Consider the following 21,384-nt stretch of genomic DNA (forward strand, 5'->3'; position numbering starts at 1 on the left):
GGCGGAGGACGCCAAAGCGGTGCAGGCAGGCTTGCATTTAATCGCTGAAGCCGACTCTACCGCTCAATGAGCAAGGACGACGTGACCTCCAGCGTGCGGTCGTCGCGCGCCGTCTTATGGTCATCACCCCCGGCGTGGCGCTTCAACACCGCATCGCGCTCCCGGATCAGTTGCTCGATCTCCGGCTCATACTGCCGGATAATCGCCGTGAGCCACCGGTTTACCAGATAGGAGGGCTTTGCCAGCTCCATGTTGAACCGGGGCAACAGCGCGATGGTGGGTTCGGCGTCGAGCCAGGCGTCGCCGACGACCCACTGGTTGACCGTAAACAACCGGTGCAGCTTGCCATAGGCATCGACGCCGACGGCAACCAGGTGGTGCACGGGACCTTGCGCGCCGTCCGGGCGAACAAAGCAGTGGAAGTGGCCGTGTTCGACATCATCGGCCGGTGGCAGGTGGCAATGGTAATACCATTGCCCGCCGCTTTCGGGATCGAACACGTCGCCCGGCGGATAATGCGACCAGGCGGTGACCGGCGCATCCCGAAGCGTTTCGCGCAGGACGTTTTCGCCCGACTTGGCGAGGAGCCGCTCGCAATAAGCGGCTTCCTGCGCTGCGCGCTCGCGCCCTTCGGTCATTCGCCTCTCCTATTGCGCTCCGGCGGCACAGGGGTTGAGTGCAGCACAAGGCGCGCCCGCGGCGCAAGGGTTTGCCGCAGGAGCGGCAGCCGCACACGGGGCTGCAGCTGCACAGGGGGCAGCTGCCGCGCATGGTGCGGCAACGGGCGCCGGAGCGCCGGCTGCGCAGGGATTGCCGACGGCAGCTGGTGCACCTGCCGCGCAGGGATTGCCTGCGGCACACGGATTGGCAACAGGCGCTGCCGCCGCACAGGGATTTGCGGCCGCACAGGGGCCCGCCGCAGCGCAGGGATTGTCTGCGGCGCAGGGGTTTGCGGCCGCAGCGGCAGCTGCAACAGGCGCCGGTGCACGCGCCGGGCTCGTGACGTGGTCAGCAGCCACGGCCGCAGTGGCGACCAGGGCAGCAGCGCCGAAAAGAAGGGTGTTGCGTGCGCTCATTTCCGTTTGAACCCATCAAGTCCGAATACCGGACGAAGCAAGATGCCGCCAAGGCTTCCGACGAAAGCGGCAGCAAACCAAAGCCAGCCATGAACACTGCCCGATGCAATGCCCGAGAATAGCGCCCCGATATTGCAGCCAAAGGAGAGCCGGGCGCCATAGCCCATCAGCACGCCGCCGATGGCCGCGGCGATCAGTGACAGCAATGGCAGTGCGGCCTTGGGGGCAAACTTGCCGGCAAGACCCGCCGCGAGGGCTGCGCCCAAGATCAGGCCGAAGTCCATCACGGAGGTCGAGTCTTGGAGCACGCTGGCCTCAAGCGCCTGCGCCTGTGCGGGCCAGGTCCAGAATTCCCAGCTGGACACCGGAACACCGACAGCCTGCGCGATCTTGGCGCCCCACAGACCAAAGCCATAGGTGATGGACCAGGGGTGGCCGGCGACCAGCAGCGTCAGGACGTTCAGTCCGGCCAGCGCCAAGCCCGCGCCGACCAGCGGCCAGGGCCCACGCAGAAGACGGGCCCAGCCATGGACCGAGGGTGCGGCAAATGTTTCCAATGAGCCATGGCGCCGGCGCTCGACAAACACCGTGAGCAGTGCCACGGAGGCAAGGCCTGCCAGAGTGACCATCAGTGCCACTGGCACGCCGAGGCTCGCGCCAAGGCTAATGGCGGGAAGCGAAGGTTGGGTCAGCCAGAACGGCAGGTGTGCGGTTCCAAGGAGCGCGCCGGCGATGAAGAATGCCAGCGTGACCAGCATGCGCGAGCTGCCACCGCCAACGGTAAACAGCGTCCCTGAGCCGCAACCACCGCCCAGTTGCATGCCGAGGCCGAACATTGCGGCCCCCAGCAACACCGAGACGCCAACCGGAGCGGTGGCCCCTGCAAGCGGCTGCCCAAAAGGGTTGCCGAGCGTGAGGAGCGGGATAAACGCCAGTGCCGCGACGCCGATCATCAGCATCTGCGCTCGCATGGCATGACCACGGCCATCCACCACCATGCGGCGCCAGCCACCGGTGAAACCAAACGAGGCGTGATAAAGCGTCAGCCCCATAAGGCTGCCGATAAAGAACAGCGCTGCCTGCCGCAGATCGACAAGCTGCCAAATGACGATTGTGCCAAACGCCAGAGCAAGACTGGCAAACCACACCGGGCCACGATCAAAGGAAATGGGCGCGGGTCGCAATTGGCCCGCAGTCGTATCAGTCATCACATGCCTCAACAAAAACAAGCTTGCCCGGACGCGTCACCTGGGCAAGCAAACACGCTTATTCGGTATCAATCAGTTCGTGACAACCGGGCGGCTCGGGTCCGAGGTCCAGTCCGACATCGACCCATCATAGAGCCGAACATTGGGCAGGCCTTCGACTTCGGAGAGACCAAACCAGGCGATGGAAGCCAGGTGACCGGTATTGCAGAAGGAGATGAACCCTTCGCTGTCATTGACACCTGCATCGCGGGCCAGCTGGGCAATGGTATCGGCGCTGGCAAAAGCCGGCTTTTCAGCGTCGTAGAACTTGTCGAAGTTGATGTTGACGGCCGACGGGATGTGACCCAGCGCCTGCACGGTATTGGTCTTTTCCTGGCCGATGAACTGAGCGACCGACCGGGCGTCGACAAGGTTCACGTCATTGGCGATGGCTTCGTTGACTTCGGCGACTTCAGCGCGCAGCTCCGGGCGGAACTCAGCGTCGAACGTGGCGGCGACCGGGGTCACGGCTTCGGGCGAAAGTTCGCCGTTTGCCTTGGCCCATGCGGCGTAACCGCCATCCAGGATGGAAACGTTGTCGTGGCCGTAGACCTTGAAGGTCCAGTAGACACGCGTGGCGCCGCCGAAATCGGAAGCGTTGGCGCCACCGGTGAGGATTACGACATGGTCGTCATTGCTGACCCCAAGGCCGGAAACCAGCTTTTCGATAGCTTCTTCGGTGGGCAGGAGGCCCGGAACATCGCCGACCTTTGCACGCCAACCAGCAGCGGCATAGGGAGCAGCCACGGCGCCGGGCACGTGACCGGCAGCATAAAGATCGCCCGCATCGGTTGCATCGCGGATATCGAGCACGACGAGGCTATCATCGCCCAGGTGCTGGGCAAGCCAGGCGGCGTCAACCAGAGGCTGATCGGTGAGGCGCTCGGCCTGGGCAGCGCCCGTCATCAGCAGAGCTGCGGCCAGGGCCGCGCCAGCAAGATTGCGATGCATGAAATTCTCCTTCAAAGACGGTGTTCGACGTGACCTCCACTATCGCACGCCCGGTCCCGGAACGCTTCCGAAGCAGTTCCAAAGCTGCAAAGGGCGGAAAAAAATCTATCTACTCAGTCGTCTTTAGTTCGAAGGATTGTTCCTCCCTCGCGCTGGGCAGCCGGCAGGGGAGAGGTGATACTTTCCCCGTCCTCCTCTGCCATTTCATGAGCCCGTTTATGTTCACCCTCCAGCGCCTCGCCTTTGCCGCCCTCCTTGCTCTAGCGCCTGCGCAAAGTTGGGCCCAGGAGCCAGCTGCCGCGGACGCAGCGCAAGAAGCACCGCGCGCAACAGTGCTGAGCTTTGAGGGCGAGCCGCAACTCAATACGCTCGCGGCCCAGGGAACCACCGTGGTCTTCTTTTATGCGGCGTGGTGCCCCAATTGCCGGGCGACGATTGCCGAACTGAATGCCCGCTGGGCCGAGGTCAATCCGGACCTCACCATCGTTATTGCAGACTACGACAAGGAAGCTGCGCTCAAGGGCAAGTTCGGGGTGACCTATCAGGACACTTTCGTGCTGCTCGATGCCGAGGGCAATTCGGTGAAATCCTGGAACGCCGGTGGCGTGGACGGCCTTAACGCCAACAGCGCCAGCTAGACGCAGCAAATGCTCGTTACGGTAGGCTTTGCCTTTCTTGCCGGTGTTATCACCGTCCTGTCTCCCTGCGTCTTGCCGCTCTTGCCGATCATCCTGAGCTCGGGTGCCCAGGAGGGCCGGGCGCGTCCGATCGGCTTGATCGTCGGCTTCGTCGGCGCCTTCACCGCCGCCACGTTGGCACTGAGCTATCTGGTACGCTCGCTCGGCGTGCCGCCTGATCTTAATCGTATCCTGGCCGGCGCCGTGCTGATCCTGCTGGGCCTTGTGCTTGCCGTGCCGTTTCTCCACCGAAGCTTCGAGCGCTTCGCCGGGGTGATCGCCAGCCGCACCCCGGTGCCGCAGAACGGCTCGGGCTTTGGCGGCGGACTGGCCATTGGTGCCGGGCTCGGCCTTGCCTGGAGCCCGTGCGTCGGGCCGATCATGGCCTCGGTCATTACCCTGGCGCTCAATCAGCAAGTCGACGCTGGTGCCCTTGCGGTAACCCTGGCCTTTTCGCTGGGCACGGCGCTCCCCATGGCAGCCATCATGCTTGGTGGTCGGCAGATCACCCGGCGCCTCGCCTGGTTCCAGGCAAATGCCGGACGCATCCAGCAGGTGCTCGGCGCGCTTCTTGTGCTCACCGGACTTGCGATCTTTTTGGGCTGGGACCGGCAGATCCAGATTTTGCTGCTTACCTGGTTCCCTGATTGGGAACTGGCCCTCACCGGCTGGGAACCTCGTCCCACATTGTAGGCATTTTATCGCGTGTTGGCGGGACAAAAAATCCTGCCGCACGCGCCAAAAACAAAGCAATTCCGTTCGTTGCTAATGTCTACCAAGTTAGTAGAGGATCGTCTGGTCATCAGATCGGAAGGATCGCCAACATGGCCCAACTCAACGCACGCTCACTGCTCACTGCCGCTCTTGCCGCCGTTTCGCTCCACGCTCTTGCGCTCGGCGCCGCCCCGCTTACTCTTGCTTTGACGACCGCGCCAAGCCAGGCGCAATCGGAAAAAGCAAGCATCATTACAGGTCAGCCTGAATTCGAGCGCTTGATCAAGGATGGGGCCAAGCTCATCGATGTGCGCTCTCCCGCTGCCTATGCCAAGGGGCATGTCGCGGGCGCCATCAACCTGCCCTGGCAGGCGCTCAACGTTTCGGAAGCCGATGGCATCCGCAATGAGTTCGCCACTGACGCGACCTTCGAAGAGCTGCTTGGCCAGGCAGGTCTCAGCTACGACGACACGATCCTGATCTATGATACCACCGCGCTGCCGGGTCGCGCCTATGTCGCCTTTGTTTATGCCGGCTTTGATAATGTCCATGTGCTCGATGGCGGCATTGGTGCCTGGCAGGGCGACCTGACTACCGACCCGGTCCAGGTTGCCGCCACGACGTTCTCGCTTAGTCGCAAGAACGACATCCGCGTGTCCAAGGACTATGTGGCGGGCAAGGTCGGCGACGACAATGCCGTAATTATTGATGGCCGCAATGGCGACGCCTATGCGGACGGCCACATTCCCGGCGCCCAGACCCTCCCCGCCTCCAGCCTTTTGACACCAGCGGCAACGCTGCAGTCCGAACCTGTCCTATTGGCGCTGCTCAATACGGCTGGCGTCAGCCCTGACAGGGAAGTCGTGTCCTATTGCGGCAGTGGTGTCGCTGCGGCCAACAACTATCTGGCGCTGCGTAACCTCGGCTATCAGAACGTCGTTCTTTACGACGCCAGCTGGGACGAGTGGAGCCGCGATCCGCGCTCGGGCCAGCAATTGGCACTTGCCAACTACACGTTCGAAGGCACTGCCACGGCGCCCGCCAGCGGTCCGCAATTTCTGGACGAAGCGGCAGTGAAGGCTTTGGCTAGCGACCCCAATGTGGTTGTGCTCGATGTGCGCTCGCCGTCAGATTACTCGGCCGGCCACATTCCGGGCTCCGTAAGCCTCTTCTGGGACCAGACGCTGGATGCCGACCGCGTGCTCCTGCCTGTCGAGCAGTTGCAGAAGCTTTATGCCGATGCGGGCGTAACCCCCGACAAGCGCGTCGTGCTGTTCACCCGAGGCGGTCAGCAGCTGTCGCATAGTTACACGGTGCTGAGCCTCCTTGGCTTTACCGATGTCGATTTCTTTACCGGCAAGTTCGAGGGGTGGGACAACGGCGCCTTCAAGCGCACCTGATTTGTTCAAGCAGGGGTGGAGACACCCCTGCTTTTCGCTTTTGCTGTTGAGCGGCAGAGGGAACGTCAGTCAGCAGGTCGCGGTGTAGAGCCATGATGGCTTAACCCCGGCCGCCACTGGAAAAGTACGCGCGGGCGATGGCCTGAGTGGGCAGCGCGATCGCCACAAGGGCACCGATCACCAAGGGGACCCTATTATGCATGGCCGCACAGTGGCCTTTTCAGACACCCATGATCACAGGCTGAGAAGCCAGTATTTCTAGCGGTTTTCGCAGCAACTTAGGCATAGCCTTGAGGAGTCGATAATCTCCTCATGCGGAACGGCAATGCACATTTTGTCCTTTTTGCGGTTGAAATGTCATTCCTGCTGCCATACCCTAAGCTCAACACGATACACACTGTGGATATTGCCTCCGGTTCGAACTGCGAACCTGGAGTGCTGCTCCATTCCTTTTACTTGGCTTTCGAATATTGAGACTCGAGCGTCTTTATTCGTCTGCCGACAACTTATGAGGTTCCATGATAGTCAAGTTGAAGGTCAAGGAGGTCTTCAAGATCTTCGGTGATCGTCCTGCAGAGGCGCTCAAGTTGCTTGAGAGCGGCGAAAGCAAAGAAAGCATTTTCGAGACAACAGGACAGACGATCGGCGTACAGAGTGCCGGCTTTGAGGTCGAAGAAGGCCAGATTTTCGTTGTCATGGGCCTTTCGGGTTCAGGCAAATCGACGTTGGTCCGCATGCTCAACGGTCTGATCCGCCCTACCAGCGGCCAGATACTGATCGATGAGGACGATGTCGCCAGCTGTTCTAGCGGCAAGCTGCGCGATATCCGGCGGCAGAAGATCGCCATGGTATTTCAGCATTTTGCGCTGTTTCCGCATCGCACGATCCTCGAAAACGCTGCCTATGGTCTCAAGGTCAAGGGCGTCCCGGCCGACGAACGACGGGCCCGGGCGCTGAAAGCCCTCGATCAGGTCGGGCTTTCGGCCTGGGCGGAGAGCAAGCCCGCAGACCTTTCCGGCGGCATGCAGCAGCGCGTCGGCCTTGCCCGCGGCCTGGCCACCGACCCGCAGATCCTTTTGATGGACGAGCCCTTTGGCGCACTGGATCCGCTGATCCGCCGCGAAATGCAGGACGAGTTGCTGGCGCTGCAAGCGACGCTGAAAAAGACCATTATCTTCATCACGCATGACCTCAACGAGGCGCTGCTGCTGGGTGACAAGATCGCCATCATGAAGGATGGCCGCATCGTTCAGGTGGGTACCGCGCAGGATATCGTGTCCCATCCGGCCGACGATTATGTTGCCGCCTTTGTCGCCGACATCGATCGAGGCCGGGTGTTCACCGCCGAGACGGTCGCCAGCGAACCGCAGGTGGTGCAGCTCAATTCCGACACCGCGTCTGACGCCGTCAAGACCATGGAAGATCAGAACCTCAACGCCGTCTATGTCATGGATGGGGAAGAGATTGCCGGGGTGGTGACCTACCAGACCGCGGCAACGGCCGACCGCGACAGTGGCGCCGCTGAGGTGCATCTGTCCGACGTGATGCTCACCGATTATCCCACGGCGGACGCCGATACGCAGCTGGCCGATCTTTACGGCGCAGCGAGTGGCGGCTTGCCGATCGCCATTACCGATGCGGACAATAAACTCGTCGGGGTGGTCGAGCCTGAGGCTGTGTTCGCCCAGCTCTCGTCCGACACGCCACCGGTTGATGCCGGCCAGGCAACCGAAGCTGCCCGCTAAGGCGCTCCGCAAATCATTAGACAAGGAGACGTGCGATGAGCCCGTCCAATTTTCTCGTCATCCCGTTTGACGACTGGATCAATGCTTTCGTTCGCGGCTGGCTGGTGCCCACTTTCCGGCCATTCTTCCGCGCTGTGCAGGTGCCGATTACACAGGTGCTGAACGGGCTCGACGCGTTCTTCGCTTTCGTACCCATGCTCGCCACCACGATCGTCTTCGCACTGCTTGCGCTTAAATTCGCCGGTCGCGGGATGGCGGTCTTCACCATTGCCGGCTTCTTCTTCATCGACATGATCGGACTATGGCCTGAGACCATGACCACGCTGGCCATGATCGTCACTGCGGTGTTGTTTTGTGCGGTGATCGGCATTCCACTCGGCATCCTCGCAGCACGCAACGATGTTACTTGGAAGATCGTGCGTCCCACGCTTGACGTGATGCAGACTATCCCGAGTTTTGTTTATCTCGTGCCGATCGTGATGCTGTTCGGCGTCGGCATGGCCCCTGGCATCATCGCAACGGTGATTTTCGCGCTTCCCCCTATCGTGCGGCTCACCAATCTGGGCATCCGCAATGTGCGTGGTGACCTGATCGAAGCCTCCGAAGCGTTCGGCTCGACGCCGTTGCAAATGCTTTTCGAGGTGCAGTTGCCGCTTGCCATGCGCACCATCATGGCGGGGCTCAACCAGACGCTGATGTTGGCGCTTTCCATGGTGGTGATCGCCGCGCTGATCGGTGCTGGGGGGCTGGGTCTTGTGGTCAATACCGGCTTGGGCCGGCTCGATGTCGGCCAGGCGACCGCTGGTGGCGTCGGCATCGTCATCCTCGCCATCGTGCTCGACCGCATCACTCAGGGTCTTGGTGCTCAAGGCCAGAAGATTTCTCTACGACAAACACTGATTTCCATGTTCCGGCCCGGTGTTACCGCGCCAGCCGCAACCGGAAAGACGGCCTGAACGCGGGCCGTACGCTGGGGACCTCCCCGTTCGCCTTCCGCGAAATCGCGGATCCACGAAAAGCAAAACAAAGGAGACAAAAACAGCAATGTTCCGTCTCAACACTATCTCGACCTTCGCCACACTGTTGCTCGTCACCACCGCTGTCAGTGCACCCGCAATCGCCCAGGAGCAGCCGGGCGAAGGCAAGACCATCAACATGGCGCAGGCCACTTGGGACACCGGCTGGTTCCACGCGGAAATCTACCGCCAGCTGTTTCAGGAACTCGGCTATTCAGTCGACAAGCCGACGACCCTCGATAACCCGCCCTTCTATCAGACAGTGTCGCAGGGCGACATGGACCTTTGGGTCAATGGCTGGTTCCCGCTGCACAACACTTATGAGCCTACCTTTGCCGGGACTGCCGAGATCGTCGGCGCCGTGGCCAAGGGTGGCGCACTCGAGGGATACCTCGTCAACGCTTCCGCGGTAGAGGAATTCGGCATCACCTCGCTTGAAGACTTCAAGCGTGACGAAGTGAAGGCTGCATTCGACCGCAATGGCGACGGCAAGGCAGACCTGGTCGCCTGCCCGCCTGGTTGGGGCTGCGAGATCAATATCGAGCATCACATGGACGCCTATGGCCTGCGTGACCACATCAACCCCATCAAGGCCGGATATGCTGCCTCGATGGCAGACGCCGTGGCAGCCTACGAAGCTGGCGAAAATATCCTGTTCTACACCTGGACCCCAAACTGGACGGTGAATGAACTGGTCCCGGGCGAAGACGTAAACTGGATCGAAGTTCCCAAGATCGACCTGCCGGATATGAGCCTTGCCGATGCGGCGACGCTCGATGGCGTCGAGGGCTGCGTCAATGATCCGTGCATGCTTGGCTTTCCGGCCAATGACATCGTGCCGGTTGTCAATACGACGTTCCTCGAGGGCAATCCTTCTGTCCGCACGTTGTTGCAGTCCGTGGAAATTCCGCTGGCCGACATATTTGCACAGAACGCCGCTATGAACGCTGGCGATGACGACATCCAAGCCCAAGCCACCGCCTGGATCGCTGATAATCGCGAACGGGTCGACGAGTGGTTGGAAGCTGCTCGTTCAGCTCAGTAGAACGCATCAAGGCCGGGGCTTTCGCTCCGGCCTTTTGATTACGGCCGACAGCGGCCAATTAAACATCGCCGCACTTGGAGGTCTGCCGAGCAGGCATTCTAGGCCAAATGATGCGTACAAATTCATGCAAGATCCGCATTGATATCGTAAGTAGACATATTATATGTGCACTTATGAAAACAGACGCACCCAGCGGACAATTCCGTCGGCAAGTTCCGCTCGGTTATCTCGTGCACGAACTGGCACGCTTGATGAAGCGCCGGCTCGATGACGAAGCCAGAATGCACAAGATCACCTTGCCGCAGTGGCGAACACTGGCGCAGGTCGGCCAGAAAGCATCAATCACCCAGTCTGCTCTGGCCAACGCTCTCGATATCGATCCGATGACGATTTCGGGTGTTCTGGACCGGCTCGAAAAGAACGGGTTGATCAGCCGTGAGCCTGATCCCGCTGATAGCCGTGCCAAGCTGACGCAACTGACACCGGAAGGGGCCGAGCGGCTCGAAGTCGCTCGTCGCCTGGGCGCTGAAATGTATGAAGCCGCGCTGAGCGGAATTTCTAAAGACGATATCGCGACTGCCGAAAAAGTGCTGCGGCAGATGCAGAACAACCTGCTCGGCCTGACGGCCACGCCCAAGGATCAATAGATAAATGACTGCACGCGCAGAAACCTCTGAGCTAGAAACGAACCAGCCGGTGAGTGAGGCTGCCCTACCGGCTACGACCGCTGGCCCGGCGAAGAAGAAGCGCAATCCGCTGCGCTTTCTTCTGATGTTCGGTGTTCCGGTTCTGCTGATTGGTGGTGGAGCCTATTTTTATCTCACCGGCGGCCGCTATATCGACACCGATAACGCCTATGTGCAGCAGTCCAAAACCTCGATCTCCTCGGACGTGGCCGGGCGCATCGTTTCTGTAGCGGTTGCCAACAACCAGTCCGTCCATGCTGGCGACGCCTTGTTCACCGTCGATCCTGAGCCCTATCGCATTGCGCTTAGCCAGGCCGATGCTGCTCTTGCCAGTGCACGCGTCAATGTCGAACAGTTGCGCGTGGGCTTTGCCGTCGCTCAAGCAAAGCTCACTGCCGCACAAGCTACGCTCGAAATCCGCCAGAAGGACTGGGACCGCAAGGTGGCTCTACGGGATCAGGGTGTGACGGCAGAGTCGAGCCTCGACGATGCCCGTCTCGCCCTTCAAACCGCGCAGAGTACCGTTGCGCTTGAGGAGCAAGATGTCGCCAGCGCAACTGCCGCTCTCGGTGGAAACCCCGAGATCGTCACCGACGAGCATCCGGCGGTGCTTGCTGCCATAGCGGCACGCGACAATGCGGCTCGAAATCTGGACAAGACAACGATCTTGGCACCCGCCGACGGCATCATCAGCCAGGTGGCAAGTCTCAATGTCGGGCAGTTCGTCTCCATGGGTTCGACCATCGCCACGCTGGTGGAAACCGAGCGCACCTGGGTGGAAGCCAATTTCAAGGAGACCCAGTTGACCGGCCTCTCCACGGGCATGCCGGTCGAAGTCACTGTAGATGCGTATCCAGGCCTTGCTCTTAGCGGCCATGTCGACTCCATCGGGGCCGCCACGGGGTCAGAATTTGCGCTGATCCCGGCTCAGAACGCCACTGGCAACTGGGTCAAGGTCGTGCAGCGCGTGCCCGTGCGCATCGTGCTCGACAGCGGTGACAGTGACACTTTGCGTGCTGGCATGAGCGCAGCGGTCAAGGTGGATACCCAGCCGGAAGGGACGGCTTCTTAGCATGGCAGAAAGTGCCGCGGTGTCGGCGCCCGCCGTCACCGTGAAGAACAAGGGATTGCTCACCGCCGCCATCATGGTGGCGGTGGTGATGCAGGTGCTCGACACCACGATCGCCAATGTCGCGCTGCCGCATATGCGCGCAAGCCTTGGCGCTTCGCAGGACGAGATCAACTGGGTGCTGACCTCCTATATCGTGGCCTCGGCCATCGCTACCCCGCTGACAGGCTGGGTGGCGGACCGGCTTGGCCGGCGGCGGCTGTTGCTGGGCGCGGTGGTGGGCTTCACGGTCGCCTCCCTCCTTTGCGGCGTGGCGGCAAACCTCACGCAGATGGTTTTGTTCCGCATCGTCCAGGGCGTGTGCGGCGCCATGCTGGTGCCCTTGGCCCAAGCCACGATGATGGACATCAACCCGCGTGAAAAGCTGGGCCAGGCCATGGCCATCTTCGGCGCCGGCATCATGTTCGGCCCCATTATCGGGCCCACCTTGGGCGGCTGGCTGACCGAGACCTTCAACTGGCGCGCCGTGTTCCTGGTCAACCTGCCAGTGGGCATCCTGGCCTTTGTGATGTTGTTCGCGCTGATGCCGGACACGATCATCAAGATCCGCAAGTTCGACTTCTTCGGTTTCGGCATGCTGGCACTGGCAGTGGCCTCGTTGCAGATGCTGCTCGATCGCGGCCAGGGCCTCGATTGGTTCGAGGCACCGGAAATCTGGCTCTACCTGCTGTTGACCCTTTCCGGGCTCTGGGTATTCACCATCCACTGCCTGACCGCGGAAAACCCGTTCATCGACGTGAGAATGTTCCGCGACCGAAATTTCGTCACCGGTCTTGTGCTGATCCTGGCTACCGGCATCACGCTGTTTTCGGGCTTCGCGCTCCTGCCCCCGATGCTGCAGAACCTGATGGGCTTTCCGGTGGTGGAAACCGGCATCTTGATGGGGCCACGGGGCATCGGCACCATGGTGTCGATGATCGTGGTGGGCCGATTGGTATCCAAATACGATCCGCGCATTCTCATTGTCGGCGGGACGCTGCTGATGGGGTATTCGCTCTACATGATGACGCAGTTCGACATCGTCATGAGCACCGGCCCCATCCTGCTGTCGGGCTTTCTGCAGGGCGTGGGGATGGGCTTCGTGTTCGTGCCACTCAACTCCCTGGCCTTTGCCACCATCGATCAGAAATACCGGGTTGATGCCACTTCGATGTTCAGCCTTGTCCGCAATGTCGGCCAGGGTGTCGGCATTTCGCTGGTGACCACGGTCCTGGCGCAGATGCAGGTGGTCAACTACGGCGAACTGGCATCGCGCCTCACGCTCGATGCCGGCCCGCTGCGCGACTTCGCCGCCTCGCATGGCGGATTTGCCAATGTCGCCAGCTGGCTGAGCGGCCTGATTACCCAGCAGGCGGCCATGCTCGCCTTTCTGGACGACTTCTGGATGATGATGGTCGTGACTTTCGCCTCGCTACCTATCGTCTTCCTGCTGCGCAGACCGTCCCGCAGTGAAAAGCCCGATCCAGCCCATATGATGTCGGAATAGCGCTGGCAAGCAGCACTCAGCGAAGCACCCGCAGGCGGGCCGATCAAAGATCGATGGGGGTGTCTATCGCGAGGAACGGCGGGGTTTCGAGAAGGCCGGGTATGGTGTGGCGTGCGGCTACGGCCTGGAGCGTTTCGATCAGCCCTTGGTAGGGTTCGGTGCGGCGGTATTGGGAGGGCACAAGGGCCACGATGCGGCGGGGCGGAGCCTTGACGCGGTAGAGCCGGACGTTGGTTGCGGTCGGGTTCTGCTGCACGGTTGTGAGGCCTGGCGCGAGACACACGCCGGCTCCTGCGGCGACGAGGCCGATGGCGGTGTCGAAGGTGCGGCATTTGGCAACCACGCGGTGCTCGGGGAGCAGCTTGTCATACCATTCGGCGACACGCTGGGCCTGCTGGCTGCCGAAGATGAACTGGATCGAGCGGTTGAGCATGGCCCACTGCTTGGGAGGAAGTTCTCTCTGCGGATCGGCGATGCCGTCGAGTACCAGGTTTTCAGGCACGACCAGAACGTGGGGGTCTTCAAGGAGCGGCACCTGGACGAAGCCGACGATGGCTTGAGCGACCGAATTGGTGGCGAGAAGGCCCACATTGACGCGGCGGCTATAAAGCAGATCGAGGATTTCGGTGGGAGAGCTTTCCTGCAGGTCGAAATCGAGACCAGGATAGCGCTCCTGCATGTGACTGACGGCCAGGGGCACAAGCACACGCAGCACCGAATTGATGCCGGCAATGCGCAGCGTCAACCGCTCGCCGCCGCTGAACTGGGCCAAGCCATCCTCGAGTTCGCTGATAAGGCGCAGCACCTGTTCCACCTTGGGAAGCAGGAATTGGCCCGCTTCGGTCAATTCCATTTCATTGGAGCGGCGATGAAACAGGAGCGTCCCGATATTGGCTTCGAGCTTGCTCAGTTGCTGGGACAAGGAGGGCTGGGCAAGGCCCAACTGCTTGGCGGCTTTGGTGAGCGTTTCTGAATGGGCGACGGCCCAGAAAATTCGAAGCTGATGAAGGGTCAGGTCGCTGGGTTTAGGCTCCACGCGCGCCGGTCGTTTCTCGCGCTGCTTGCCGTCCATCGCCATGCGTGACCCTCCGACGCCATTGAGCGGCGTTTCTCTTCGAATTGAGCTTAGAGCAAAGCTTCTGCCGATGCAGTCAATTCTCTCCACAGCGGGAAACCTGGCGGGTGATGCAGAGTTGCCTATCGCGACGATAGGTTCTGCTGCGCTTGTGGAGCCCTTGCGGTTGCACCATTATACCGAGCCATGGCGAAAGAGTTGAGTGCATGATCAAAGAGCGGGCGGACCAGCCAGCCGTCCCCAATCACTCGCCGGTCATCAAGCCGATCGCAGCTCCAATGATCCTCCCGTCATCCGACCGGGCACGGCGGCGGCGGACGCTTGAAAGCGGCGCCGTGTTCGGCGCGCAGCTCCTTATTGCCCTGCTGATCCTTGCGGGCATGTATGTGCTCAACGCGGTGGGCGGCAATCTGGTGATGCCCAACCCCAACGATATCGTCCAGGAAAGCCTCGTCATGTGGTCGGACGGGACGATGCTGCGGGGCTTGGGCGAGTCGCTGACGGTGATCACGCTGGGCTTTTTGTTGTCGGCGACGACCGGAATCGTTCTGGGCGTTCTGCTGGGCGGGTTCCGGGTGCTGGGGCGCGTCTTGGACCCCTTTGTCAACGCAATGAACTCGACGCCTGGCGCGGCGTTCATTCCGCTTATCATCGTCTGGTTCGGGCTTTATACCGAGGCCAAGGTGGTGGTGGTTTGGAATGCGGCGTTTTTTCCGATCCTGATCAATACAACTGCCGGCATCGCCAGTGCGAACAAGGATCTCGTTGAGATGGCTCGCGCCTTCGGGGCGAAGCGGGCGACGCTGTTCTGGAAGGTGATGGTGCCTGACGCCCTGCCCTCGATCCTCAGCGGACTGCGGATCGGGGCGGCGATCTGCACGGTGGGAACCGTGATCGCGGAACTGACCATGGCGCAGTCCGGGCTGGGCGGGTTGCTGGCTGCGGCGGGCAACCGGTTCCAGATGGACCGCTATTTTGCGGTCGTAATCGTGTTGATGGCGCTGGGCACGCTGATCACGGCAATGCTGCGCCTTGCAGAGCGTCGCATCGGGCGCTGGCGGGTCAGCCTTGCGGATGGACGCTGAAATGAGCGGGCCCGTCATTTCGCTGCGCAATGTCGGCAAGTCGTTCAAGGACGGGCAGGTCCGGGCGCTCCAGGACATCAGCTTCGATGTGCAGCCGGGCGAATTCGTCAGCCTTGTGGGACCCAGCGGCTGCGGCAAGACCACGTTGCTGCGCATCATCAATGGATTGATCGCGCCCGAAGAGGGCGAGGTCCGGGTGATGGGCGCAACACCGGAACCGGGGCCGGACCTTGCCATGGTCTTCCAGTCGGCGCGTTTGCTGCCGTGGCTGACGGTAGCAGGCAATATCGAATTCGTGCTGCAGCTCAAGGGACTGCCGGGTGGCGAGCGGCCGTCGCGGGCACGGGCGCTGCTGGGCGCAGTGGGGTTGCGGGATTTCGCCGACGCCTTCCCCCATGAGCTTTCGGGCGGCATGCAGCAAAGGGTCGGCCTAGCGCGAGCGCTCGCTGTCGAGCCCAAAGTCCTGTTGATGGACGAGCCGTTTGCGGCGCTCGACGCCATGACGCGCGAAGTGCTGCGCAAGGAATTGCTGCAGCTTTGGTCGCGGCGCGGCATCGCCGTGGTGTTTGTAACCCACGATATCGACGAGGCGATCCTCTTGTCGCAACGCGTGGTGCTGTTGCGGCCGCGACCAGGCCGGATCGACGAGATCGTGGATGTGAGCTTTCCCGAGCCACGCTGGCAAAACGACCCGCGCACCTCCCCGGCCTTCGTGTCGATGCGGGAGCACCTTTGGGGCCGCATCCACGACATGGTGCGTGATGGTGCGGAACTTGAGGAATTGGCCGGTGCCTTTGGCAGCGCCGGAGCCCCCGAAGCGGTATAGGTCTTTCCTATTGCGACCATAGAGCGTTACCCGCCCTTCGGCGCTGTTGCTCACCATTCCCCTCACCTAACATGTCAGCTCAAGATTGAAGGGGAAGCCGGTGCTGACCGGAACCAGCGCGAACGAAAATCTATCGCCGATCAGCGCCGATGACTGGAGCTATGACCGGGCGGCGCATCTGCTGGAGCGGGCGGGTTTCGGCGGGACTCCGGCCCAGATCGAACAGCTTGCGCGCATGTCGCCGCAGGAAGCGGTGGCGTCGCTGGTGGACTATGCCGCGATCGACAATTCGTTTCTGCGGGAATTCGAAGAGTCCGGCTTTTGGGAGCCCTCATTCAAGGATTTTCCGGTGAGCCGGCCGGCGGCGACGGAGCTGGCCGAGCAAACGGGTATGGCGATGGGCGTTGCGGTCAAGCCGGGTGGCGACCGGCCGCTGCAGCCGGTGACCAATCGCTTTTTCTATTGGCTGCGCGCGACAGTGCTGGAGACCCGGCGGCTGGCCTTCTGGTGGCTGGACCGGATGGTCACCACCAACCGGCCGCTCGAAGAGAAGATGACGCTGTTCTGGCACGGGCACTTTGCCACGAGCGAAGAAAAGCTGCGCGACTATCGCAAGATCAAGCTGCAGCTCGACACGCTGCGCAGGGGCGCGATCGGCAATTTTGGCGATCTCCTGGTCGCAATCGCCAAAGACCCGGCGATGCTGGTGTTTCTCGATGCGGCGCAGAATGTCAAAGCCGCGCCCAACGAGAATTTTGGCCGCGAGGTCATGGAACTCTTCACCATGGGTGTCGGCAATTATACCGAGGACGACATCCGCGAGGCAGCGCGCGCTTTTACCGGCTGGGGCAATGATGACCTCCAATTCGTCATCGATCCGGAAAAGCATGATGGCGGCACGAAGCGCTTCCTCGGTCGCGAGGGCAATTTCACCGGCGAAGACATCCTCCGCATCATCTTGGAGCAGCGCCAGACGGCCATCTATATCGCGTCCAAGCTTTACCGCTTCCTGGTGCGGGACGAGATCTCGCCTGCTTTTGCCGAGAAGCTGGGCAACCTGCTGCGCGATAACCGCTATGAAATCGCGCCGTTTCTTACCACGATCTTCCTTTCGCAAGATTTCTATAGCGAAGCGTCGGTCGCGACCCATATCAAGTCGCCGACCGAACTGCTGGTTTCGACCTATCGCAAGCTCGGGCTGAGCGCGCTGCCGGGCATTCCTGACCCGTATACCGTCTCTAAGACCCTGGGGCAGGTGCTGCTTTATCCGCCTACGGTTGCTGGATGGAGCGAGGGCCGCGCCTGGATCACGCCGGGGCTTTTGTTTGAGCGGGCCAATTTTGCGCGCGAAGTGATGTTCCCCAACATCATCGAGTTTCGCGACCCCAACCACAATCCGGGCGGGGAAGTGCGGCGTGTCAATCGCAACATCATCGCGGGCATGGAGATCACCGCAGCGACAATGGAAGAAGGCGCGGCGCCCAGCAAGGTCGCCGGCATGCAAGAGGCGTTCAACACGCGCTATGCCAGCCTCATGGGCTATTCCGAAGCGCTGCGGAAGCTCAAGCCCCTGCCGCGCATGGCGGCGCAGTTCTCACTTTCGGACATCGTGACCGATGCCGGTGCGACCGCCGCTGCAGATGCCGTCGACGTGCTGATCCGGCAATTGTTGCGGGTGCCGCTGACGCCCCCTGCCCGTGCTGCGCTGATCGACACGCTGAGCGCCGAGCTGGGCACAACGGCGCTCGCGGACGCGCAGACCTATATGGAGCATCCGCTGCGGCTTGTGGCGCATCTGATCATGAGCTCACCCCAGTTCCAGCTCGCCTGAAGCGGAGGAGAAAGACAAATGGCCAAAACGCCCAAGCTTACCAGCCGCGAACGCGAAGTGCTGATCCAGTCCGGCTTTGGCTCGATGGTGCTTGAAGGCGCGGGCGGAGTAGCGACCTCGCCGGTCTGGTCCAAAGTCGCCGATGCGCAGGCCGATCGGAACGAGCGAATTCTCGTGATCGTCGAGCTGTCCGGAGGCAATGACGGGCTCAATACGGTCGTGCCCTATGGCGACGATGCCTATTACAAGGCGCGGCCGAACCTGGGCCTCAAGCAGGACAAGCTGCTCCGGATTGACGATCATTTCGGTTTCCAGAAGACCATGGGCGGCTTCGAGCGGCTCTATAAGGACGGGCTGATGGGGGTGGTGCATGGCGTCGGCTATGACCAGCCATCCTTCTCGCATTTTTCCTCGATGGCCTTTTGGCAGACCGGCGCACCAAACAGCGGCGAAGCCTATGGCTGGCTGGGGCGCATGGCCGATGCCATCGACCCACTGGGGCACACCACCAATTTCCTGGTCAATATCGATGACAGCCAATCGCTCGCTATCCGCGCGATGAACCATGTGCCGCTGGTGTTCAACGACCCGGACAATTTCACCCGTCACATGTTCCATGAACAGCGCGAAGCAATCGCCGCCATTGACGCGCGCGGCAATGGCAGCGCCAACCCGTCGCAGGATTTTCTGTTTGACATTGCCGCCAGCGCCAACAGTTCAGAGCATCTGGTGCGCGAGGCCTGGAATTCCTACGAGACGCCGATCGACTATGGCCTCGTGCCTTTTGGCCTCGAGCGTGTCGCGGCGCTGATCGCTGCCGACTTCCCGACCAAGGTTTATTACGTCCCTTATCGCAACAATGCCTTCGATACGCATGTGTACCAGGGGGACCTCCATGCCCGGCTTTGGTCCTACACGTCGGACCATATCTCCGCCTTCGTGCGCGACATGGAGCGGCTGGGCCGGGGCGACGACGTGGTCGTCATGGTGTTCAGTGAATTTGGACGCCGCGTGGCGGAGAATACCAGCCTTGGCACCGACCATGGCACGGCTGGCCCGGCCTTCATCATCGGCAAGCCGGTGGCCGGCGGCCAATATGGTGCGCCGCCGAGCCTCACCGATCTTGATGAGGGAAACCTCCGGTTCACCACCGACTACCGGCGCATCTATTCGACGCTGATCGAGGGCTGGATGGGGCACCGGGAGACCTCGGCCATTCTGCGCGACGATTTCCAACCACTTCCGATTTTCGGCCGGGCCGCCTGAGTGCCCGGTCTCAACGTGAGAATGCTTCTTTGGAGAAGATAACATGCAAAAGACGATGACGGGGCTGCTGCGCGGCACGGCGACCATGCTGACAGCGGCAGCGATTGGGCTTGCGAGCGCCGGCAATGCCTTGGCTCAGCCTGCCGATGTGCTCGAGCTCAAGCTCGCCCTGGCCGTGGCGGATACGCAGTTCAACACGACGACGTCCTCCATTTTCCAGCTGGCCGAACAGTTCGGTTTCTATGAAAAGCATGGGGTGAAAGTCACGATTGTACCGCTCGAAGGCACGCCGCAGGCCGTGGCGGCCCTCAATGCCGGGGCTGTCGATATCGCCGATATCAGCATCGACTCTGCGTTGCGGCTGCGCGCAGAGAACGACTTGCCGATCCGCGGCTTCGTGGCCGTCGCGCGGGGGACGCCTTTCCTGATCGCAGCGAAGTCGGAGATTGCAACCGTCGAGGACCTGGCCGGCAGGTCCTATGCCATTGCCGACAATGGCAGCCTCGATCACACGCTGACCCAGGCGGTGCTGCGCAGCTATGGCGTTGAGGCGACTGGACCAGATTTCGTGGCCATCGGCGCACCCGATGTTCGCATCCAGGCACTGGCCGCAGGACGGATCGATGCGACGACCGTGTCCTATGGCACGTTCCTCTCGATCGACAACCCGCCCGGCATCCATGTCCTGGTCGACCCGGATGATTTTTCGTCCCGCGCCCCGGCTCTGTCGAAGTTCGTCGCCGCGCTCGACAGCACGATTGAGACCAAGAACGAGGCCCTTCAGCGTTTCACCACGGCGCTGATCGATGCCTCCCGATCGATGGCAACCGAACCGGAACGCTGGGTTGCGGCGATTACCGAGGGTCGCCCTGATCTATCGCCAGAGAACATCAAGTTGACCAGCGACCTGGTGCAGACCCGCTGGTGCGTCAATGGCTGCGTCAACCCTGCTGAACTCAGCAAAGCCGTGGACTTCACCTATGAGGGCCCCGATTTTGCAGATGTAAAGGTGATTTCGGCCCAGGACATCTCCGACCAAAGCTTTGCCACCAAGGCGATCGAGGAGCTTGGCGCCTTCGAGGGCGAGACCATCGACATTCGCTGACAACTGTTCGCGGCTGGCGGGCCCATGCTCGCCAGCCCTGCTTTTACCGGCCCATGGCCTTTAGGTCGTTGACGAGGCCTGACGATAGGCCCTGGTCCGAAGCCATCACGAACTTATAGCCCTGGTCGCGACGCGCTTCCCAATCGGAAGCGTTGCCCAAAATGCCGAGGTAAGCGCCGATGCGTTCGGCCGTGGCGCCAGCCTCCTGGATCTTTGCTTCCACTTCTTCGACCCCAGCGAAGCTGCCGGGATAGCCCATATCGGCGTGAAGATCGGCTGGTCCGAGGAACGCCGCACCGACACCGGGGACAGCCATAATCTCTTCCAGATCATCCACGGCCTGGGCTGTTTCGATCTGCACGATCAGCAACAGTTCGCCTTCGGGATCGAGCGGGTATAGATCAGCTGCCTTGGCATAGTCAGGTGCCGGGAGACCCCAGGCCGCCGGGGCGCCACCGAAGCCGCGCTGACCGCGGGGTTCGGGTGCCGCGTCGTCCTTAAATGGGGGATAGCGCATGGCGACCACCGCAGCCTGGGCGTCCTCGACGCTGTTGACCTGGGGCACCATGATGCCCATCGCGCCGGCATCGAGGATTTGCTTGAACAGCCACTGGTTCTGCCCGGCTTCGCGTCCGTTGATGGGAATGCGTACGATCGGGGCAACGGGGAAGCTGCCGTCGGTCGAACGCATGTTCCAGATGAAATTGCGCAGAGTCTCGGCGTCGAAGGCGTTGTGCTCCATGTCGATCACGATGAAATCGAGCTTAGAGGCGGCGAGGGTGCGGGCATTGAGTTGATCTCGCACGGCCGAGAAAGGGCCGATACCAAACTCACCCGCTTCCACCATTTCGATCAGGTGGTTCATGCGGTGTCCCGTCATCTCAGTTGCAGCCACGTCCTGGTAGACACCGGTGACAGGTTTGGCAGGTGCGGGTGTTGCTGCGGTTTGTGCGAAGGCGCTGGCCGTGCCGAGCAGCACGATTGCGACGCCCGCCATGATGACGTTGTGCATTGGTTATCCTCC

The 21,384-nt window shown here is 61.5% G+C and carries 19 protein-coding genes; 14 read left to right on the forward strand and 5 right to left on the reverse strand.

The genetic code is table 11. The annotated features are described in order from the left end of the window. Positions 1-56 precede the first annotated feature (56 nt). The 3 genes from JI748_RS12085 to JI748_RS12095 form a co-directional block, all read right to left on the reverse strand. Positions 57-638, reverse strand: coding sequence for a DUF6969 family protein (locus JI748_RS12085; RefSeq protein ID WP_201630983.1), 582 nt, complete (start codon positions 636-638; stop codon positions 57-59). A 434-nt stretch (positions 639-1,072) separates the two neighbouring features. Further along, positions 1,073-2,284, reverse strand: coding sequence for a YeeE/YedE family protein (locus JI748_RS12090; protein WP_201630985.1), 1,212 nt, complete (start codon positions 2,282-2,284; stop codon positions 1,073-1,075). 72 nt (positions 2,285-2,356) lie between these two features. Next, positions 2,357-3,274 (reverse strand): sulfurtransferase, encoded by a 918-nt coding sequence (locus tag JI748_RS12095; protein ID WP_201630987.1) that lies wholly within the window; start codon positions 3,272-3,274, stop codon positions 2,357-2,359. A 218-nt stretch (positions 3,275-3,492) separates the two neighbouring features. On the opposite strand from JI748_RS12095, the gene JI748_RS12100 reads away from it, so the two are divergent. From JI748_RS12100 to JI748_RS12140, 9 genes are all read left to right on the forward strand, one after another. Then, entirely contained in the window at positions 3,493-3,912 is a 420-nt protein-coding gene (locus JI748_RS12100) for a TlpA family protein disulfide reductase (RefSeq protein ID WP_201630989.1), read from the forward strand. Positions 3,913-3,921: 9 nt separating this feature from the next. After that, the gene (locus JI748_RS12105) at positions 3,922-4,644 is read left to right on the forward strand and encodes a cytochrome c biogenesis CcdA family protein (RefSeq protein WP_201630991.1); all 723 of its coding nucleotides are present in this window, start codon (positions 3,922-3,924) and stop codon (positions 4,642-4,644) included. 131 nt (positions 4,645-4,775) lie between these two features. After that, positions 4,776-6,065: a rhodanese-like domain-containing protein gene (locus tag JI748_RS12110; RefSeq protein ID WP_201630993.1), complete on the forward strand. Its 1,290-nt coding sequence runs from the start codon at positions 4,776-4,778 to the stop codon at positions 6,063-6,065. 518 nt (positions 6,066-6,583) lie between these two features. After that, complete coding sequence (locus JI748_RS12115) at positions 6,584-7,810, forward strand: quaternary amine ABC transporter ATP-binding protein (protein WP_325166874.1); 1,227 nt, start codon at positions 6,584-6,586, stop codon at positions 7,808-7,810. 35 nt (positions 7,811-7,845) lie between these two features. After that, entirely contained in the window at positions 7,846-8,766 is a 921-nt protein-coding gene (locus JI748_RS12120) for an ABC transporter permease (RefSeq protein ID WP_201630995.1), read from the forward strand. An 88-nt stretch (positions 8,767-8,854) separates the two neighbouring features. Then, complete coding sequence (gene proX / locus JI748_RS12125) at positions 8,855-9,871, forward strand: glycine betaine/L-proline ABC transporter substrate-binding protein ProX (RefSeq protein WP_201630997.1); 1,017 nt, start codon at positions 8,855-8,857, stop codon at positions 9,869-9,871. A gap of 173 nt (positions 9,872-10,044) precedes the next feature. Next, positions 10,045-10,518 (forward strand): MarR family winged helix-turn-helix transcriptional regulator, encoded by a 474-nt coding sequence (locus JI748_RS12130; RefSeq protein WP_201630999.1) that lies wholly within the window; start codon positions 10,045-10,047, stop codon positions 10,516-10,518. A gap of 4 nt (positions 10,519-10,522) precedes the next feature. Further along, positions 10,523-11,629, forward strand: coding sequence for an HlyD family secretion protein (locus JI748_RS12135; protein ID WP_201631001.1), 1,107 nt, complete (start codon positions 10,523-10,525; stop codon positions 11,627-11,629). A gap of 1 nt (position 11,630) precedes the next feature. Continuing rightward, complete coding sequence (locus tag JI748_RS12140) at positions 11,631-13,172, forward strand: DHA2 family efflux MFS transporter permease subunit (RefSeq protein ID WP_201631011.1); 1,542 nt, start codon at positions 11,631-11,633, stop codon at positions 13,170-13,172. 43 nt (positions 13,173-13,215) lie between these two features. Here JI748_RS12140 and JI748_RS12145 read toward each other — a convergent pair whose 3' ends face one another. After that, positions 13,216-14,250 (reverse strand): LysR family transcriptional regulator, encoded by a 1,035-nt coding sequence (locus tag JI748_RS12145; RefSeq protein WP_201631013.1) that lies wholly within the window; start codon positions 14,248-14,250, stop codon positions 13,216-13,218. A gap of 203 nt (positions 14,251-14,453) precedes the next feature. On the opposite strand from JI748_RS12145, the gene JI748_RS12150 reads away from it, so the two are divergent. The 5 genes from JI748_RS12150 to JI748_RS12170 all read left to right on the forward strand — a co-directional run bounded on the left by JI748_RS12150 (position 14,454) and on the right by JI748_RS12170 (position 20,360). Next, positions 14,454-15,332: an ABC transporter permease gene (locus tag JI748_RS12150; protein ID WP_201631015.1), complete on the forward strand. Its 879-nt coding sequence runs from the start codon at positions 14,454-14,456 to the stop codon at positions 15,330-15,332. A gap of 1 nt (position 15,333) precedes the next feature. After that, positions 15,334-16,158: an ABC transporter ATP-binding protein gene (locus JI748_RS12155; protein WP_201631017.1), complete on the forward strand. Its 825-nt coding sequence runs from the start codon at positions 15,334-15,336 to the stop codon at positions 16,156-16,158. A 100-nt stretch (positions 16,159-16,258) separates the two neighbouring features. Beyond that, on the forward strand, positions 16,259-17,989 hold the full coding sequence (locus JI748_RS12160) for a DUF1800 domain-containing protein (protein ID WP_201631020.1): 1,731 nt from the start codon (positions 16,259-16,261) through the stop codon (positions 17,987-17,989). A gap of 18 nt (positions 17,990-18,007) precedes the next feature. Beyond that, complete coding sequence (locus JI748_RS12165) at positions 18,008-19,255, forward strand: DUF1501 domain-containing protein (protein ID WP_201631022.1); 1,248 nt, start codon at positions 18,008-18,010, stop codon at positions 19,253-19,255. A 43-nt stretch (positions 19,256-19,298) separates the two neighbouring features. Further along, positions 19,299-20,360: an ABC transporter substrate-binding protein gene (locus JI748_RS12170; protein ID WP_201631024.1), complete on the forward strand. Its 1,062-nt coding sequence runs from the start codon at positions 19,299-19,301 to the stop codon at positions 20,358-20,360. 43 nt (positions 20,361-20,403) lie between these two features. Here the strand turns inward: JI748_RS12170 and JI748_RS12175 are convergent, their stop codons facing one another. After that, positions 20,404-21,372 (reverse strand): HpcH/HpaI aldolase family protein, encoded by a 969-nt coding sequence (locus JI748_RS12175; RefSeq protein WP_201631026.1) that lies wholly within the window; start codon positions 21,370-21,372, stop codon positions 20,404-20,406. Positions 21,373-21,384: the final 12 nt, after the last annotated feature.

It is taken from the genome of Devosia rhizoryzae (assembly GCF_016698665.1).
Lineage (GTDB): Bacteria > Pseudomonadota > Alphaproteobacteria > Rhizobiales > Devosiaceae > Devosia > Devosia rhizoryzae.